Annotated in this window: 16 protein-coding genes; 10 read left to right on the top strand and 6 right to left on the bottom strand. The window is 61.0% G+C overall.

Annotated elements, in window-relative coordinates; all coding sequences use genetic code 11:
* Positions 1 to 40: 40 nt before the first annotated feature.
* The 4 genes from ACL58G_RS22025 to ACL58G_RS22010 form a co-directional block, all read right to left on the bottom strand.
* The gene (locus ACL58G_RS22025; RefSeq protein ID WP_440963172.1) at positions 41 to 1,432 is read right to left on the bottom strand and encodes a multicopper oxidase family protein; all 1,392 of its coding nucleotides are present in this window, start codon (positions 1,430 to 1,432) and stop codon (positions 41 to 43) included.
* The gene (locus ACL58G_RS22020) at positions 1,429 to 2,685 is read right to left on the bottom strand and encodes a TolC family protein (protein WP_440963171.1); all 1,257 of its coding nucleotides are present in this window, start codon (positions 2,683 to 2,685) and stop codon (positions 1,429 to 1,431) included. The genes ACL58G_RS22025 and ACL58G_RS22020 overlap by 4 nt, the downstream gene beginning before the upstream one ends.
* A gap of 110 nt (positions 2,686 to 2,795) precedes the next feature.
* Entirely contained in the window at positions 2,796 to 3,119 is a 324-nt protein-coding gene (locus ACL58G_RS22015) for a hypothetical protein (protein WP_440963170.1), read from the bottom strand.
* Positions 3,120 to 3,187: 68 nt separating this feature from the next.
* On the bottom strand, positions 3,188 to 3,565 hold the full coding sequence (locus ACL58G_RS22010) for a hypothetical protein (RefSeq protein WP_440963169.1): 378 nt from the start codon (positions 3,563 to 3,565) through the stop codon (positions 3,188 to 3,190).
* A 177-nt stretch (positions 3,566 to 3,742) separates the two neighbouring features.
* Between ACL58G_RS22010 and ACL58G_RS22005 the strand changes: the two genes are divergently transcribed.
* On the top strand, positions 3,743 to 4,900 hold the full coding sequence (locus ACL58G_RS22005; protein ID WP_440963168.1) for an acyltransferase family protein: 1,158 nt from the start codon (positions 3,743 to 3,745) through the stop codon (positions 4,898 to 4,900).
* Between the two features lie 125 nt (positions 4,901 to 5,025).
* The gene (locus ACL58G_RS22000; protein ID WP_440963167.1) at positions 5,026 to 5,454 is read left to right on the top strand and encodes a nuclear transport factor 2 family protein; all 429 of its coding nucleotides are present in this window, start codon (positions 5,026 to 5,028) and stop codon (positions 5,452 to 5,454) included.
* Between the two features lie 260 nt (positions 5,455 to 5,714).
* Here the strand turns inward: ACL58G_RS22000 and cadR are convergent, their stop codons facing one another.
* Positions 5,715 to 6,146, bottom strand: a complete 432-nt coding sequence (cadR, locus tag ACL58G_RS21995) for a Cd(II)/Pb(II)-responsive transcriptional regulator (RefSeq protein WP_440963166.1) — start codon at positions 6,144 to 6,146, stop codon at positions 5,715 to 5,717.
* Between the two features lie 149 nt (positions 6,147 to 6,295).
* Between cadR and ACL58G_RS21990 the strand changes: the two genes are divergently transcribed.
* Positions 6,296 to 6,847 (top strand): cation transporter, encoded by a 552-nt coding sequence (locus ACL58G_RS21990; protein WP_440963165.1) that lies wholly within the window; start codon positions 6,296 to 6,298, stop codon positions 6,845 to 6,847.
* Positions 6,848 to 6,852: 5 nt separating this feature from the next.
* Here the strand turns inward: ACL58G_RS21990 and ACL58G_RS21985 are convergent, their stop codons facing one another.
* Positions 6,853 to 7,068 (bottom strand): hypothetical protein, encoded by a 216-nt coding sequence (locus tag ACL58G_RS21985; protein WP_440963164.1) that lies wholly within the window; start codon positions 7,066 to 7,068, stop codon positions 6,853 to 6,855.
* 205 nt (positions 7,069 to 7,273) lie between these two features.
* Between ACL58G_RS21985 and ACL58G_RS21980 the strand changes: the two genes are divergently transcribed.
* The 7 genes from ACL58G_RS21980 to ACL58G_RS21950 all read left to right on the top strand — a co-directional run bounded on the left by ACL58G_RS21980 (position 7,274) and on the right by ACL58G_RS21950 (position 17,256).
* Positions 7,274 to 7,633, top strand: a complete 360-nt coding sequence (locus tag ACL58G_RS21980; protein ID WP_440963163.1) for a hypothetical protein — start codon at positions 7,274 to 7,276, stop codon at positions 7,631 to 7,633.
* A gap of 115 nt (positions 7,634 to 7,748) precedes the next feature.
* Positions 7,749 to 9,041: a TolC family protein gene (locus ACL58G_RS21975; protein ID WP_440963162.1), complete on the top strand. Its 1,293-nt coding sequence runs from the start codon at positions 7,749 to 7,751 to the stop codon at positions 9,039 to 9,041.
* A gap of 18 nt (positions 9,042 to 9,059) precedes the next feature.
* The gene (locus ACL58G_RS21970; RefSeq protein WP_440963161.1) at positions 9,060 to 10,274 is read left to right on the top strand and encodes an efflux RND transporter periplasmic adaptor subunit; all 1,215 of its coding nucleotides are present in this window, start codon (positions 9,060 to 9,062) and stop codon (positions 10,272 to 10,274) included.
* Between the two features lie 14 nt (positions 10,275 to 10,288).
* A complete protein-coding gene (locus ACL58G_RS21965) occupies positions 10,289 to 13,456 on the top strand; it encodes a CusA/CzcA family heavy metal efflux RND transporter (RefSeq protein ID WP_440963160.1) in 3,168 nt (1,055 codons plus the stop codon).
* A gap of 139 nt (positions 13,457 to 13,595) precedes the next feature.
* The gene (locus ACL58G_RS21960) at positions 13,596 to 13,775 is read left to right on the top strand and encodes a hypothetical protein (RefSeq protein WP_440963159.1); all 180 of its coding nucleotides are present in this window, start codon (positions 13,596 to 13,598) and stop codon (positions 13,773 to 13,775) included.
* Between the two features lie 95 nt (positions 13,776 to 13,870).
* Complete coding sequence (locus ACL58G_RS21955) at positions 13,871 to 16,540, top strand: heavy metal translocating P-type ATPase (protein WP_440963158.1); 2,670 nt, start codon at positions 13,871 to 13,873, stop codon at positions 16,538 to 16,540.
* Positions 16,537 to 17,256, top strand: a complete 720-nt coding sequence (locus tag ACL58G_RS21950) for a ZIP family metal transporter (protein WP_440963157.1) — start codon at positions 16,537 to 16,539, stop codon at positions 17,254 to 17,256. Before ACL58G_RS21955 ends, ACL58G_RS21950 begins: the two co-directional genes overlap by 4 nt.
* Positions 17,257 to 17,299 lie beyond the last annotated feature (43 nt).

The following is a 17,299-nucleotide window of genomic DNA, read 5'->3' as shown; positions in this document are numbered from 1 at the left end:
CGCAGATTCGAACACCGCCCGTGCGTGCAGCCCTGACGAATTAGTGATCCATGTGTCCCATGGGTTTGCGCACCTGCAGCTCGACGTCGGGCTTGCTGGTGGACGGCATCAGGCTGCGTCCGGCGTCGCTGCTGCGTACAGGCTCAGGCAACTGACCAGTCCATTCGTAGGCGACCGTACCCGCCGGATGCTTGTACCAGCCCGGGTCAGAGTAGTCGCCACGCTTCTGGTCCTTGCGCACCTTCAGCACGGTGAACATGCCGCCCATCTCGACGCCGCCGAACGGCCCGTCACCTGTCATCATCGGCAGGGTGTTCTCCGGGATTGGCATTTCCATGCCACCCATCGACCCTCCCTTTTCGCCCATGACCATGTAGTCCGGCACGATCTTGCTGATCTTTTCGGCGATGCCGCGGTGATCTACGCCGATCAGCGTCGGCACGTTATGGCCCATCGCATTCATCGTGTGGTGTGACTTGTGGCAGTGGAATGCCCAGTCGCCCGGGTCAGTGGCGATGAACTCGATTGCCCGCATCTGGCCGACGGCGACGTCCGTCGTCACCTCCGGCCAGCGCGAGCCGGGCGGCGTCCAGCCTCCATCGGTGCCGGTCACCTCGAACTCATGGCCGTGAAGATGGATCGGGTGGTTGGTCATAGTCAGGTTGCCGACACGGATGCGCACACGGTCGCCCTGGCGTACCGGCATCGCGTCGATCCCCGGGAAGACCCGGCTGTTGAACGTCCAGAGGTTAAAGTCCAGCATGGTGTTGACCTTCGGCGTATAGCTGCCCGGTTCGATGTCATAGGCGCTGAGCAGGAACACGAAGTCGCGGTCGACGGCAAACCGCGCGATGTCCTTCGGGTGCGTCACCCAGAAGCCCATCATGCCCATCGCCATCTGGGTCATCTCGTCGGCGTGCGGGTGGTACATGAAGGTGCCCGGGCGCCGCGCCACGAATTCGTAGACGAAGGTCTTGCCTGGTGGGATGCCCGGCTGGGTGAGGCCGGTCACGCCGTCCATGCCGTTCGGCAGGCGTTGACCATGCCAGTGCACGCTGGTTTGCTCAGGCAGCTTGTTGGTGACGAAAATACGCACCCGGTCACCCTCGACGACCTCGATGGTCGGGCCCGGGGACTGGCCGTTGTAGCCCCACAAGTTGACCTTCATGCCGGGAGCGAACTCGCGCACCACCGGTTCGGCAATCAGGTGGAATTCCTTTACGCCGTTGTTCATCCGCCAGGGCAGGGACCAGCCGTTCAGGGTTACGACCGGGTTGAACGGACGCCCGGTGGCGGGCGGAGGCGGCACATGGGTTTTTGCATTGTTCATTACCATCGCTTCGGGCAGCGATGCTGCGCCCACACGGCTGACCGCGGCACTGCTTACCGCGACGGCGCCGGCGCCTTTGAAAAAATCTCGACGGGAAATCATTGTGCTGTCCTTGCATCGGTTTTGCCGCCTGCATTCATGGCGGTCTGAAGATTGGTGTCGGCGATCCAGAAATCGCGCTGCGCTGCGATGGAGGCGTTGACGGCCGCAAGCTGTTCGCGCGATTCGGCAAGCAGTTCGAAGGTGCTGGCCAGCATGCCGTTGTAGCGGAGCAGCACTTCATCGGCGATCTGCTTGCGAAGAGGGACGACCTCGTCGCGATAGTGGCGGGCGATATCGTAGGCAGTGCGATAGCTCGCATAGGCCTGGCGCACTTCGGAGCGCGCTTTCACGGCGATGTCGCCGGTACGGTGGACCGCCTGCATGTACGTTGCCTGTGCCCGCGCGACGCGCGCGCCGCCCCAGTCGAACAGCGGCAACTCGAGCGAAACTTCGTAGCCGTTCTCGCGGGGCGCGCCGGTCGTGCTCTTGTTGGCGTAACCCGCATCGAACACATTGATGAAGCCAGTCGTCTTGGTCATGCCGAGCGCCTGTGCCGTCGCCTGCGCATCCTGACGCGCGATGAGGACGTCGAGGCGCTGTGATAGCGCGGTCGCTTCGGCATTGGCCGGCTGGTCTGGCTGGGCGGGCAGATCGGGCAGCCGGTCCGGCAGGGTGAATGCGAGGGAAGGGCCCCACAGGCCCAGCAGGCGGACCAGTTCCTCGCGTGCGGTCGAGGCCTGCAGGCGGGCTTGGGCCTGCTGGGTCAACGCGTCCTGGTAGAAGGCGCGCTCACGCGCGGTGTCGAGAGTGCTCCAGTTGCCTGTGGCGCGCATGCGCGCGGCAAGCTCGGCGGCCGCCTCGGCCGATACGCGTACCTTGTCCGCGAAGGCCGACGCCTGCGCTGCGGCCACGGCTGAGTAGTACGCCTTGCGCGTGTCGGCCGCCAGGTTCACGGCCTGCATTGCCGCCTGCAGCTTGGCTTGTTCGAAGCGGCGGCGTTCGATGCGCGTGCGGGCCGGCAGGGTCACGAGCGCCGCTAGGTCGAAGGACAGACCCCGGTCGATTTCGGTCTCGCCGCCGCCGCGAACCCGGCCAAAGCTGAAGCCCGGGTTCGGCAAACGCCCAGCCTGGACGAAGTCCGCTTCGGCGATCGCGAGCTCGGCCAGGGATGCCTGCAGGCCCTGGTTGTTGAGCAGCGCAATGCGCACCGCGGCGTCGGCAGTGAGGGGCTTGGAGAGCAGGGCGGTCACTTCGGCCCGCGAGTCCCGGTCCCGCTTCAACGGTGCCGGCTGGGCGATGCGTTCCTGCGTCATCCGGGCGACATCATCGAGTCCGCCATCCTGGGAAAAGCTCGCGCAGCCTGCTAGCAGCGCGGCGCTGAGTGCTACGGCCAATCGGCGCAGGCCAGGTCGTACAGGTGAGTTCACTGGTGCGCTCCTTTGTGTTCGTGCTTGCCGTGCATCGGTTCCTGCGTGGAGACCTTCTGGGATACGCCAGCAGTGGACTGTTCGCCCGATATGGGAGCTTCTGCTTCCTCGCCGAGGACGACGCGGTTAGCGCGCGCCCAGCGTTTATCGGGTGGTTGCGGCGCTTCCTTCGACGCGGCGACATCGCCGAAGACGGATTGGTACTGCAGGGGCGCGACAGGCGCATTCGCGTCGGCGGCGGACGCCAAGGTCTGCTGCGCTTGCGCGCAAGCGAGCAGCGACACGCCAGCTGCGAACAGCAGCAGGTCTGAAAATTTCATGGTTTGTATCGTGTTGATGAGGGCCGCACCAGGCAGCCCGGATGCGCGCCGTCAGCGCGCCCGGAAAATCAAACGAGCTCGAGGCGTGGTGGTCGCTCGAGGGCGGGAGGGACGAAGGAGGTCATCGCGGCCTCCGCGAGCGCGTGCAGCGAAGAAGAGAACGGCGGTGCGTGAAAGGTCGGCAGTAGTGCAGGAGGCGCGGCGGCGCCAACGCAGCAACTTGCGCAAGCGGCGCACTTGGCGTGCGACGAAACCATTGTCTTCGAGCCAGCCTCGGTGCAGTGCTCGCCGTCTGCTTGCACGGCGGCCCGATGGTGTTGGTGGCCGGGCATGACCACCGGTTCGTGCACGGCCTGTTCAGGCTGCCCGACCGCCATCGCAGCGCCGCCCTGCAGGGACAGCACCGTGATTGAAAGCCACAGCAGAAGGCGAAAGATCGTGCGCATCGTCCAAGCATGGTACCGCAAATCAAGAGAATGCATCAAGGCACAGCTTTTTAGCGGCTCGGAATCCCTGACCTTAGCGATGTCCCGTAAGTGTCACCTGCACTTGGGGCTAGTCAGGACATCAACAATGGCTGGGTTATATCATTATTCGGGTTTTTCACAAATAGCGAGGCTGTCATGCCTAAAATCACCATTCTTGAAAAGACGAATCTGCAGGAAGACTGTTGGCACTCGATGTTGATCTCCCTGTTGAGGGGACTCGCAGCGCTAGTGGTGGCCGCAGCACATCTGCGTGCCCAGATGTATCCCGGCTTCGGTACAGTAACGAGCCCGCCGTTGTTGTTTCAGGGCCTGGCGTTCGGCGCCGGTTTCGCTTACCTGGCCGTGATCGTCTTTTTCGTGCTCAGTGGCTGGCTGGTCGGCGGAAGCTTTCTCAACAAACTGGACTCGGATCGGGCGTTCCAGAATTACACCATCGACAGGGTCTCACGGCTGTGGGTCGTGCTTGTGCCGACTTTCCTGGCCGTGTTGCTTGCAGGTGCTGCCGTTGGTGCCCTCGATACGGCGCACGTGTCGTATTCGACGTCCGAGCTGTACTCGATGAGCACGTTTTTCGGGAACATGATCGGGCTGCAGACAATTGTCGTTCCTCCATTCGGCGGCAACTTCCCATTATGGAGCCTGGCGAATGAAACCTGGTACTACGTGCTGTTCCCGCTTCTAGTGCTGGTATTTCGCGGCAGGACAATCGCGACGCGGGCCGCGGCGGTGTTGGCGATCGGCGCCATCTTCCAGTTGGTGCACGGCAGCATCTTAATTTATTTTTCGATATGGCTGTTAGGCGCTGCGTTCTCACGGGTGAAGATCGAGGCGGGCCCGCTATGGCGCTGGACCTTGCTGTTCCTGTTCGTCGGCAGCGCCGTCGTCATCCGGCTGAAGGGTAAAACCGACATCACGCCGGAAGGCTTTCCGCAGTATCTAGTTTTCAGCCTGCTGTTCGTACTATTCCTGTCGAGCATGCAGTTCAAGCGCCGCCTGGGGCCCAAGCTGGACTGGCTGGACCGGACCGGACGGTTCTTCGCGAATTTTTCATTCACCTTGTACGTGCTGCACGTGCCACTGATCCTGTTGATGGGGCATCTGCTCGGGTCAATGTTGGGTCTCGGCCAGCTCTCGCCCTACCGGCTGTCCCATTACCTCATGTACGCCGGAATGTATCTGGTGCTTGTTGGCGGCGCTTACCTGTTCTATCTGCCTTTTGAGTCGAACACGCCGCGTGTGCGTCAGTGGCTGAAGATGCAGCTATTTGCACGTGTTCGTGCAGTTCGGACGTGATTGGGAATCCAGTTGCCGGCCATGACGACAAAGTATCGAGGTAGGACTGTCGAAAAAAAATTTGAGGTGCTTACCCATCTCTGGTGTAATGTCAGGCTTGTAATTTCGGTCTATAAGGAGCCTCGATGCGCCGACTGTTCTGCCTCGCCTTTTTTGCCGCGACATCACTTTCCGTCTTCGCCGCCAGTCCGACCGAGGTCGTTGGGGAATACCATGCAGCGGTCGCCAGCGGTGATACCGCAAGGGCGCTGTCGCTACTCAGTCCCGCAGTCCAGATCTTCGAGAGTGGTCATGTCGAGCAGTCCAAGGACGAGTACGCAGGGCACCATCTTCCCGCCGATGTCGCATTCGCAAAGAACACAAGCCGGAAGGTGATAAAGGGAAGCGAGCGGATTGCTGGCGACATGGCCGTCGTCATTCAGGAAACCGAGACGCAAGGCACGTATAAAGGTTCGGCGGTTCGTTTGTTTGGAACCGAGACCGCAGTGCTCGAGAAAATAGGCGACACCTGGGCAGTCACGCACTTCCATTGGTCGTCGCGCAAGGCAAAATAGGGAAAATGGCTACAAATGCATGCGCCAGAAGATTTCGACAGCCTGACAATTCTTCTTGCGTTCGTTGTATCTGCTTGCGTTCTGGTCGCGGTGCTATTTTTCCTTGCATGGCTTCGATGGAGCGATAAGTGCAAACCTCGCAAGGACGGAGGTCAGCGAAAGCTGACTCGTCCGGTACGGAAGAATCGGCGGAGCTAGAGGAGGAGCTTTATATGTGGCGTCCATCGGGGGGGCTGCTGCGGTTTCGGCAGTTCCCTCGGCTAGATGATGGATTCATTCGCTGGTAACGGTGGGGTTGTATCGCTGAGCTGCTTCAGGATTTTGCACTGTCCCGCAGGGCGAGCCGAGTCGCATGTCTGCCGCAGCTCGGAAAGCTGAGCGTGCAGAGCTTGCAGCTCGGCAATATGCCGATCAATCGAGATAATATGTCGGTCGACCAGGTCATTCACGCCGCCGCACGGCTGATCCGGCTGATTCTGAAAGCCGAGCAGGGTCTGCACTTCATCCAGCGACATTCCCAAGGAGCGGCAGCGCCTGATGAAGTGCAGGCGCTCGACATGGGCGGCATCATACATCCGATAGTTTGCCTGGGACCTGAGCGGCGGTGGCAGCAGTCCTTTTTGCTCATAGAACCGTATAGTTTCGGGCTGACATCCCGTCAGTTTCGCCAGCTCACCAATTCGCATATTCATGTAACTCTCCACTTGACCTTGTAGTAGCTAGAGGGATTTTAATACGGTCATTGGCTTTGGAGGTTTCCATGTCGTCTTGCTGTTCTGGATCGTGCAGTTCCCAATCGCCGCCACCGGACCACCGCTATCGCAAGGTTCTCTGGATCGCGTTGCTCATCAACTTCATGATGTTCGGCGTCGAGCTGGTAAGCAGCGTGAAATCAGGCTCTGTTGCCCTGATGGCGGACTCGGCTGACTTCCTGGCGGATGCCGGCAATTATGCTGTCTCCTTGTTCGTGCTCGGGATGGCCACGATCTGGCGTTCGCGCGCGGCCTACGTCAAAGGCATCGTCATGGGCGCGTTCGGCGTGCTCGTGTTGGCGCGTGCACTCTGGATTGGCCTGGGCAGCCACGTGCCGGAAGCAGAAACCATGGGCGTAATCGGCATCGTGGCTCTTGTCGCAAACGGTGCGGTCGCGTTCCTGCTGTACGCCTTCCGTAATGGAGACGCCAACATGCGCTCGGTCTGGCTTTGCACCCGTAATGACATGATCGCCAACCTGGCTGTGCTGCTGGCCGCCATCGGGGTCTTCGGCACCAAAGCTGGTTGGCCCGATATCGCGGTTGCCAGTATCATGGCCGTGCTCGGCCTTTCGGGAGCACGCGACATCATTGGGCGTGCCCGTGCCGAACTGCGCGGCTTGAGCACTTCAACGTCATAAGACTATCAATGCGCCGCTGGGTCATCATCCTCCTTCTTCTTGTCTATCCGCTCCAGGTTGCCCTGGCAGCGGCGGACAAGTGTTGCGTGACGACACCCGCGGGCGTTACCCATCACAGCGTCGGGCAGGCCGGCGCCGTCGCTGCTGAAGCCATATTCGTAGCCGACGACGACAGATCGGCCCTGGCAGAGCCTCACTGCCCAGCCTCTGTGTTCGGACATGTTCTTTACCTTCCGTCGGACTCGGTCGTGTTACCTGCTGAGCGTCACCACGTTTCGACGATCACGTTCGAGCTCAGGCTGCTGCGGTTCCGTCAGGCTGCAGGCTCGGCCAAGGGAGCATAATCAGATGCGACACAGGGCGACACGTCGCGGCGGCGCGCGCATTGTCTGGCAGGCCATCGTCGGGCCATGCTATATTCCGCCCATGACCCGTCGCTTCGTGTACATCATTGCAGCCATTGTCGCTCTCCAGTTCAGCTGGACGACGGTGGCTGCGTATTGCATGCACGAGACGGGCCGCGCCGCGCAGCACTTCGGCCATCACCAGCACGTCGAGGACGGTGACGAGTTTCCGGTCGCTGCCAAAGATACTTCGTCCGTAGTGAAAAAATTCGCCGTACACACCCACTGCGCATCGTGTCATCACGCCACGGTTGCGATCGATACGTGGCATGCCCCGCTGTATCTGCAATGGGCTAGCGCTGCTCCGGACACGGATATTGTCCCGCTGTCCACCATCTACACTTCGCCGCCTGAACGGCCTCAATGGAATTCCGCCGCGTAGATCCGGCGGAGCCATATTTTTCCTGATTTGGCAGATTGACTTCGGGCGCTCAGTGCAGCCCAAGTCCTGCTATGCCACCGCCGGATGACCTTCGTTTTCATTTTCGGAGTTATCCATGCGACCAAGATTCATCATGTTGGGAGCAGCGGCATTATCCATGCCGTTGCTCGCAGCTGCTGTACAGCAAAGTGATCAGCAAACAATTTCAGTAAGCGCGCGCCCGTATGCACCGGCGCCGTCGACCACGGCGACAGTCATCAACCTGGAGGAGGCAATACGCTTGGCTTTGGCGTCGAACCCGACACTGCGTTCTGCAACGCAAAGTGTCGCGATTGCGGACGCCTCCAAGTCACAGGCCGGTCTCATCGCCAATCCTGAGCTCTCCGTTCTACGCGAGGGTATGGATCGCACCAACCGGACACAAACCGTTCAGATCAACCAGCGCCTCGAATTGGGCGGCAAACGCTCGGCGCGCGTCGATGTGGCGGAGCGTGAGCGGCAGGTGGCTCTTCAGGACGTCGCGGTTACGCTGGCGCAGTTACGTGCCGATGTCACCACCGCCTATTTCGAAGCGCTCATTGCCCAGGAACGCCTGGAGCTGGCACGGGCATCGGTGCAGGTCGCCGAAAAGGCCACGCTGGCGGCGTCCAAGCGCGTCACTGCGGGCCGCATCTCACCCATTGAAGAATCCCGATCGAGGGTTGCGGAAGCGGGTGCGCGGCTCGAACTGGCGCAAGCGTCGTCCGAGCTAAACCTGGCCAAGCAGCGGCTCGGCGCGCTCTGGGGCAGCACCGACGCAGGGCCGCTGTCGCTGGAGCGGCCAGCTAGTGATGTCCAGGCGTTACCGCCTTTGGACGCGCTGCGCCGGCAGCTCGAAGCAGGGCCGCAACTGCGCCGGGCCCGGAACCAAGTCGAGCGGGAAGAGGCCCAGGTACGGCTTGAACGCGCGCAGCGTGTACCGGATGTCACGGTCACCGTGGGTAGCAAGCGCGATGAGCAGATCGGCCATAACCAGGCGGTCCTCGGCGTTTCGGTCCCTTTGCCGCTGTTCAACCGTAATCAGGGCAACATGCTGGCCGCGCTGCGCCGCACCGACAAAGCGCGCAGCGATCTCGATGCCGAACGCCTGCGTGTGGGCCAGGCGTTGAGCGAGGCCTATCAGCGTGCCCAGTTGGCGCAGCAGGAAATCGCCAGCATCACGGCCGACATCCTCCCGGTCGCGCAAACTACATATGACGCCGCGGTAACAGGCTTCGAGGCCGGCAAATTCAGCTTCCTCGATGTGCTCGATGCCCAGCGGACCCTGTTCCAGACGCGTGCCCAATATTTGCGAGCGCTGTCCGATCGCTACCGCTCGGTAGCCGACCTCGGGCGCTATGTCCAGCTCAGGCCGGACCAGAGCAAGTAATTTCACAGGAATCTCAACATGAAGTTCAATATCGATAAAAAGTCCCGGAAGTCCATTCTGGGCGTCGTACTCGTCGGCATTCTGCTCGGCGCCGCCATCATTTTCTGGAAAAAAGACGGACAGACCGAAGGCGTGCAGGAAGCGCATAGCGAACAGGCCGGCGCTTCGAAAGAAGAAAAGGGAGGGGAGCGCGCGGAAGCCGGCAACGGCCTGATCGTGCTGTCCGAGCAGCAGATTCGTACCGCCGGCATTGCCACCGTCAGGGCGGCGCCTGCGACTATCGGCAACGTCGTCCAGTTGCCTGGCGAAGTACGTTTCAATGAAGACCGGACGGCCCACGTGGTGCCTCGGGTGGCAGGTGTGGCCGAGTCCGTTTCTGCCGACCTCGGGCAGACCGTCAGGAAGGGCCAGGTACTGGCCGTGATCTCGAGCCCCGAGCTTGCCGATCTGCGCAGCACCGCGCTGGCGGCGCAAAAGCGCCTCGGCCTGGCGAAGGTGACCTACGAGCGCGAAAAGAAGCTGTGGTTGGACAAGATCTCGGCCGAGCAGGATTACCTGCAGGCCCAACAGGCTTATCGCGAAGCGGAAATCGCTGCCCAGACGGCGAACTCGAAACTCACCGCGCTGGGCGCCAGTAGTTCGGGTGGCCCGCTGAACCGGTATGTCCTGCGGGCTCCCTTCGACGGCGTGGTCGTGGAAAAGCACATCACGCAGGGCGAAATGTTCAAGGAGGACACCAATGTCTTCCTGCTGTCCGACCTCTCCACGGTGTGGGTCAACATCGTGGTGACGGCAAAGGATCTGGAAGCGATCCGCGTTGGCGAGACTGCCACCGTGAAATCGACTGCATCGGACTCGTCGGCAACCGGCAAGGTCAGCTATGTGGGCGCGCTTCTGGGCGAGGAAACCCGCTCAGCAAATGCCCGCGTGGTTCTGCCTAACCCCAAGCTGGCCTGGCGCCCGGGGCTCTTCGTCAACGTCAATATGACACGCGGAGCGCGTGAGGTTCCCGTTGCGGTCGTCTCCGACGCAGTCCAAACGGAGAATGGCAAATCCATCGTCTTTGTGCGTGTTCCCCAGGGCTTCCAGGAGAAAAACGTGAGCTTGGGCGCCAGCGATGGCAAGTTTGTCGAGATCGTCTCCGGGCTGGAACCCGGGGCTGTGTATGCCACGACCGGCAGCTTCGTATTGAAAGCTGAGCAGGGCAAGGGCAGCGCCGAGCATGAAGACTGACAGGAGGCTGCCCCATGTTTGATCGAATTATTCGCTTCGCCATCGAGCACCGATGGCTTGTCATGCTGGCTGTGTTCGGCATGGCCGCAATCGGCGTCTACAGTTACCAGAAGCTGCCCATCGACGCAGTGCCTGATATCACCAACGTCCAGGTCCAGATCAACACCTCGGCGTCCGGTTATTCGCCGCTCGAGGTCGAGCAACGCGTCACTTTCCCGATCGAAACCGTGATGGCCGGCCTGCCGGGCCTGGAACAAACGCGCTCGCTCTCACGCTATGGCCTGTCCCAGGTGACCGTGATTTTCAAAGACGGCACCGACATCTACTTTGCCCGTCAGCTGGTCAACCAGCGCATCCAGGAGGCCAGGGAAAATCTTCCGCAGGGTGCTTCGCCGATGATGGGGCCAATCTCGACCGGCCTGGGCGAAATTTATCTGTGGACGGTCGAAAGCGAACCGGGCGCGAAGAAGCCGGACGGCACGCCGTACACACCGACCGACCTGCGCGAAGTCCAGGACTGGATCATCAAGCCGCAGCTACGCCAGGTGCCCGGCGTTACCGAGATCAATTCCATTGGCGGATTCGCCAAGGAGTATCACATCACGCCGGACCCTGCGAAGCTGAGCTCCTATGGCCTGACGCTCAAGGACGTCGTCGCGGCCATCGAGCAGAACAACGGCAACGTCGGCGCCGGCTATATCGAACGGAACGGCGAACAGCTCCTGATCCGCGCGCCCGGGCAGGTGCGTACCCTCGACGACATTCGCAACACGATACTGAACAACGTCCGCGGCGTGCCGATCCGTGTGCGCGACGTCGCTGAGGTGGGCCTCGGCGCTGAGCTGCGCACCGGTGCCGCGACCGAGAACGGTAGGGAAGTCGTGCTGGGCACGGTGTTCATGCTGATCGGCGAAAACAGCCGGGTTGTGGCGCAGGCGGTTGCGAACAAGATGGTGCAGGTTAATCGCACATTGCCGGCAGGCGTTCACGCAGTGCCGGTATATGACCGGACCGTGCTCGTCGACAAGGCCATCGCGACGGTGAAGAAAAATCTGCTTGAGGGAGCGGTGCTGGTCATCGTCATCCTATTCCTTTTCCTCGGCAACTTCCGCGCGGCGCTGATTACCGCGATGGTCATTCCATTGGCGATGCTGTTCACCTTTACCGGCATGGTCACGTACAAGGTGAGCGCGAACCTGATGAGCCTTGGCGCGCTGGACTTCGGCATCATCATCGATGGCGCCGTGGTCATCGTTGAGAACTGCGTACGGCGCCTGGCCCACGCCCAGGAACACCGCCGTCGAGAATTGACGCTGCAAGAGCGCTTCCATGAGGTGTTCGCGGCCGCCGGCGAGTCGCGCCGTCCACTATTGTTCGGACAGCTGATCATCATGGTCGTCTACCTGCCGATCTTTGCGCTGTCCGGCGTGGAAGGCAAGATGTTCCACCCGATGGCCTTCGCAGTCGTGGCGGCGCTGCTAGGGGCGATGATCCTGTCGATCACCTTCGTTCCTGCCGCGGTCGCGCTCTTCATCGGCAAGCGCGTAGCCGAGAAGGAGAACCGGCTGATGGGTTGGGCGCGCCAGGGCTACGCGCCAATGCTCGAGAGGGTGCTGGGCAACGGCGCGCTGGTCGTCACAAGCGCGATCGTCCTGGTAGTGCTGTCGGGTTTGCTGGCGGCGCGCCTGGGTAGCGAGTTCGTGCCGAGCTTGAACGAAGGCGATATCGCCCTTCAGTCGCTACGCATTCCGGCGACCAGCCTCACACAGTCGCTGGACATGCAGAAGCGCCTCGAGGCCGGGCTGAAAGCGAAGTTCCCGGAGATCGACCGGGTCTTCGCCCGAACAGGTACGGCGGAGATCGCATCGGACCCGATGCCCCAGAACATTTCGGACGGCTACGTCATGCTCAAGCCCGAAGACAAGTGGCCGGCGCCAAAGAAAAGCCGCAGCGAGCTGATTGCGGCCATCAAGGAAGAGGCCGAGAAGTATCCAGGCAATGGCTATGAATTCTCGCAGCCGATTCAGCTTCGCTTCAATGAGCTGATCTCGGGCGTTCGCAGCGACGTGGCCATCAAGGTGTTCGGCGACGACATGGATGTGCTGGCCGACACGGGGCAGCGGATCGCCGAGGTGCTCGGGCGCGTGCCGGGCGCAACCGAAGTCAAGGTCGAGCAGACCGGTGGTCTGCCGATGCTGACCGTCCAGATCGATCGCTCGAAGACGGCCAGGTACGGCCTGAACATCAACGATGTCCAGGAAACGCTTGCGATTGCCACGGGAGGCCGTGAAGCCGGTACCGTGTTCGAGGGCGACCGTCGCTTCGACATCACGGTTCGCCTGCCGGAAACGCTACGCGCCGACCTGAATGCGCTCAAGCGGCTGCCGATCTCGCGTCCGCCAAGTTCACCCGACGGCACGGCTTCCTTCATCCCGCTCGGTGAGGTCGCCACGCTGTCGTTTGCACCGGGGCCGAACCAGATCAGCCGCGAAAACGGCAAGCGCCGGGTGGTCGTCAGCGCGAACGTGCAAGGCCGCGACATCGGCAGTTTTGTGCCGGAGGCAGAGGCCGCAATTCTAAAGAACGTGAAGATCCCGTCCGGCTACTGGACGACCTGGGGCGGTACGTTCGAGCAGCTGCAGTCGGCGACGCGCCGCCTGCAGGTTGTCGTGCCGCTGGCCCTTTTCTTGGTCTTCACGCTTCTCTTCGTCATGTTCAACAACGTCAAGGACGGGTTGCTGGTATTTACGGGCATTCCGTTCGCGCTGACCGGCGGCGTCCTTGCGTTGACATTGCGTGGCATACCAATGTCCATTTCGGCGGCAGTCGGCTTCATCGCCTTGTCTGGCGTCGCGGTGCTCAACGGCCTGGTGATGATCTCGTTCATCCGGTCGCTGCGAGAGGGCGGCATTGCGCTGGAAGAGGCGATTCGCCACGGTGCGCTGACCAGGCTCAGGCCCGTATTGATGACGGCCCTGGTTGCGTCGCTGGGTTTCGTGCCGATGGCTCTGGCCACCGGCACGGGGGCCGAGGTGCAGCGTCCGCTGGCTACCGTTGTGATTGGAGGCATCCTGTCGTCGACCGCGCTGACGCTGCTGGTGCTGCCACTGTTGTACCGGCTGACGCACCGAAACGATGACGTGGCGGACATCAAGTCGGAGCCGGTTCGGGTGCCGGTGTAGAGGAAGACGGAGCGTACGCTGCGGGCTCTTGCTGGCGGCGTACGTGTTAAAGGTCCGAACGAGAGGCCGCATCCAAAGCGCCACTTTTGATTGAACTAAGGTTCATGGCAACCAGTTGAACCTGCAGAGGAAACACGATATGGATGCGCACGCGGATTTTCATGGCCTGACAATTCTTATTGCGTTTGCAGTTGCACTGTGCGGCGTCCTCGCGTTGCTGATTTTCTTTTTTTGGATCGAACGCCGCAATAAGCGCGGGTCGAAAGGCGGCGCCAGCCGCGCAAAGCTAGGGCCAGCGCGCAAGAAAAAAAGAAAGTAAGACGAACCAACTTCATGCGTGCGCTTCAGTGCGCTTCTGCACGGACCGGGCAGTAGCTGAATTGCATACTGCTGGCATCGACGAAAGGTGACGATATGAAAACTGCCGAACGAGTACGACTGGAACTACCGCTGGTACTTCCAGCGGTAGACGATCCGAACGACCCGTGCATTGACCGGCTGATCGGTCTGCTTGAGGGCCGGCCCGGAGTCGAGCGCGTTCATATGAAAACGCTTGAGGACGCACGACCTGTACTCTGTCTGCATTACGATCCCGCAGTGATCAACGTGTCGAGATTACGCGAACTGGTGAGGGCGATTGGAGCACGCTTGACGGAACAATTTGCGCATTACATTGGTCGCACGCCAGTGCCGCTGCATGCCCGGAGTGCCAGGGTATTCGCTGCTCGGCTACGCCGGACCTCGGGTGTATTGGAAGCAGAAGTATCTCCGTCCGGAGCCATCCGTATCGAATACGAGCGCTCTGCAATCACGCAGAAGGAGTTGGAAGGACAGATACGGTCGCTCGGCGCAGCGCTGGCTAATGACGATGCGCCTGTCGAGAAAGTCACTGAATCGCCTGGCGCCACCGACCTGTCCACGCATCGCGGCCATCAACACGAGCATGGCGACCATGCCGGCCACGATCATGAGCATGACGAAAAGGAAGGGAAGGCACATGCTCATGGTGATCAGGATGCCCATGAGGGACATGCGCATTCCCACGGTGGGATATTTGGCGAACATACCGAATTAATTTTTGCTGTCCTTGCTGGCATCTTCGTCCTGGCCGGCTGGCTGGTCGAGCGGAGCGGATCTGCGCCCGACTGGGTATCGCTAGCACTGTATATCGGGGCCTACCTCTGCGGCGGCTTTTTTACCGCGAAAGAAGCCATCGAGAACATCCGTGAGCGCCGCTTCGAAATCGATACGCTGATGCTGGTAGCGGCAGTCGGCGCTGCCGCCCTGGGTAAATGGGCTGAAGGCGGCCTGCTGCTCTTCCTGTTCAGCCTCGGCCACTCGCTGGAACACTTCGCCATGGGGCGCGCGCGCCGCGCGATAGAGGCGTTGGCTGAGCTTGCTCCCGAAAAAGCGTTGGTCAAGCGCGGCGACGGCACCGAGGAGGTTCCAGTCGAAACCCTCAAGCCGGGGGACGTCGTGCTGGTAAAACCAAACGAACGGCTGCCGGCCGATGGCGTCGTGGTAAAGGGAACATCCAGCGTGAATCAGGCCCCGGTAACGGGTGAAAGCGTTCCGGTCGATAAAGTCGCCGTCAAGGATGGACAGGCGGCAATCGCTGCATTCGAACGCGTAGACGCAAGTAACAGGGTGTTCGCCGGCACCATCAACGGCGCTGGCGCGATCGAAGTGATGGTGGCGCGCCTTGCATCACAGTCGACCATGGCGCGGGTCGTCCAAATGGTTGCAGAGGCCGAAGCCCAGCGCTCGCCCACCCAGCAGTTTACGGACAAGTTCGAACGCATTTTCGTCCCCGTCATCCTCGCGCTGGTAGCGCTGCTGATGCTTGCATTTCTCGTGATCGACGAATCATTTTCGGACAGCTTTTACCGGGCGATGGCGGTGCTGGTGGCGGCCAGTCCATGTGCGCTCGCGATATCTGTGCCGAGCGCCGTTCTGTCCGGAGTCGCGAGAGCTGGGCGCAGCGGTGTCCTGGTGAAGGGCGGCGGCCCTCTTGAAAATCTCGGCAGTCTCAGTTCGATCGCGTTCGACAAGACCGGTACCCTCACCGAGGGGCGTCCCAAGCTCACCGATGTGACGACAGCTGGCGGTGTGAGCGAAGCCGAGTTGCTATCCGTCGTCGTGGCCGTCGAATCACATAGCGACCATCCCTTGGCTACGGCGCTGGTCGAGGGTGGACAGAAGCGCTTACAGCCGGGTGTTCAGGTTGCGCAGGCCGAAGACGTTCGCAGCATCACTGGACGGGGCGTCCAGGCGATGATTGATGGCGAGCAGACCTTCATCGCCAAGCCAGTGTTCTTCGGCGAGATGGACGGCATGAAGATGCCGTCCGAGCTTGTCGACGCCAATGGCAGCTTGGTCAAGTCCGGGCGGACCACGATGGTTGTACGAAAAGGGGAGCGATTCCTCGGCGTGATCGGCGTGATGGATACGCCGCGCCCGGCCGCGACGGCGGTGATGGCGCAGCTACGTGAGCTGGGAATTGAACGGCTGGTGATGATCTCGGGTGATAACCAGCAGGTCGCCGATGCGGTAGCACGTACGGTTGGCCTGACCGAGGCTAAAGGCGACCTGATGCCTGAGCAAAAAGTCGAAACCATTAAAGCCTTGCGTGAGCGCCATGGCAAGGTTGCGATGGTTGGTGATGGCGTCAACGACGCCCCGGCAATGGCCAACGCGACTGTCGGCATCGCCATGGGCGCAGCCGGTTCGGACGTCGCGCTTGAGGCGGCCGACGTCGCACTCATGGGCGACGACCTCAGCCAGTTGCCATTTGCCGTTGGGCTCTCGAGGCGGACCAAACGGGTGATCAAACAAAACCTTTGGGTGAGCCTTGGTGTTGTTGCGGTATTGATCCCGGCGACGATTCTCGGCCTTAACATCGGTACCGCAGTTCTGTTTCACGAGGGCTCGACCTTGCTTGTTGTGATCAATGCGCTGCGCCTGCTGGCCTATCCAGGAACGCCTAAAGTAACCGATGGGCAGCAACCCACGGCACGTGCCGAGCGGGATGCCGGCAATTTTCCTGGAACGAAGTCGTCTGAATCACCAAAGGTTCCGTCATGACTGGGCTGTTATTGAAAGTGTTGACATATGCAGCGTTTCCGGCTGTCGCCATAGTGGTCGGCGCTGTCATCGCAGCCATACGTGAGCCCGGTGCCGGCTTGCGCAGTGGTGTTCAGCATTTTGCCGCCGGCACGGTGTTCAGTGTTCTCGCAGTAGAACTACTCCCCGATCTGATGCATCGCCGGATGCCGTGGCCCACCTTGATCGGCTTTTCGCTTGGTGTGGCATTGATGCTGACGCTGAAATGGATTGGCGACCGAGCGGAAAAGGCGGAAGGTGAGCGTAGTACACGCGGCCTGGTTACAGCCATGGGCGTGGATGTCGGCCTCGACGGCACACTGATTGGCTTATCCTTTGCAGCCGGAGCAAAACAGGGATTGCTGCTGACGGTGGGCCTGGTACTCGAGCTGCTTTTCCTTGGCGTCTCCTGCGCGACTTCCCTTCGCAGTGCAGGAAAGGCCCGCTCAGTAATCATCCGAACGACGGCAATGCTTGTTGTCGCACTACTGATTGGTGCTGCAGCCGGTGCAATTCTATTAAGTTCCGTCACGCCGGTCTATGTAGACGCCATGCTCGCTTTTGGCGTCGCCGCGTTGCTGTATTTAGTGACTGAGGAATTGCTGGTCGAGGCTCACGAGGAAATCGAGACACCGGTGCAGACTGCAATGTTTTTTCTGGGCTTCATCCTTCTATTTATCATCGACATGCTGATATGAGGTTGCCACGATCTTCTATCGAACCACTGGTTGGCAGAATTCA

Origin of the sequence: Massilia sp. GER05 (assembly GCF_052056005.1) — a bacterium.
Lineage (GTDB): Bacteria > Pseudomonadota > Gammaproteobacteria > Burkholderiales > Burkholderiaceae_D > Telluria > Telluria orientalis.
The sequence above is the reverse complement of the archived record's forward strand: the minus strand, read 5'-3'. Positions and strand labels throughout refer to the sequence as shown.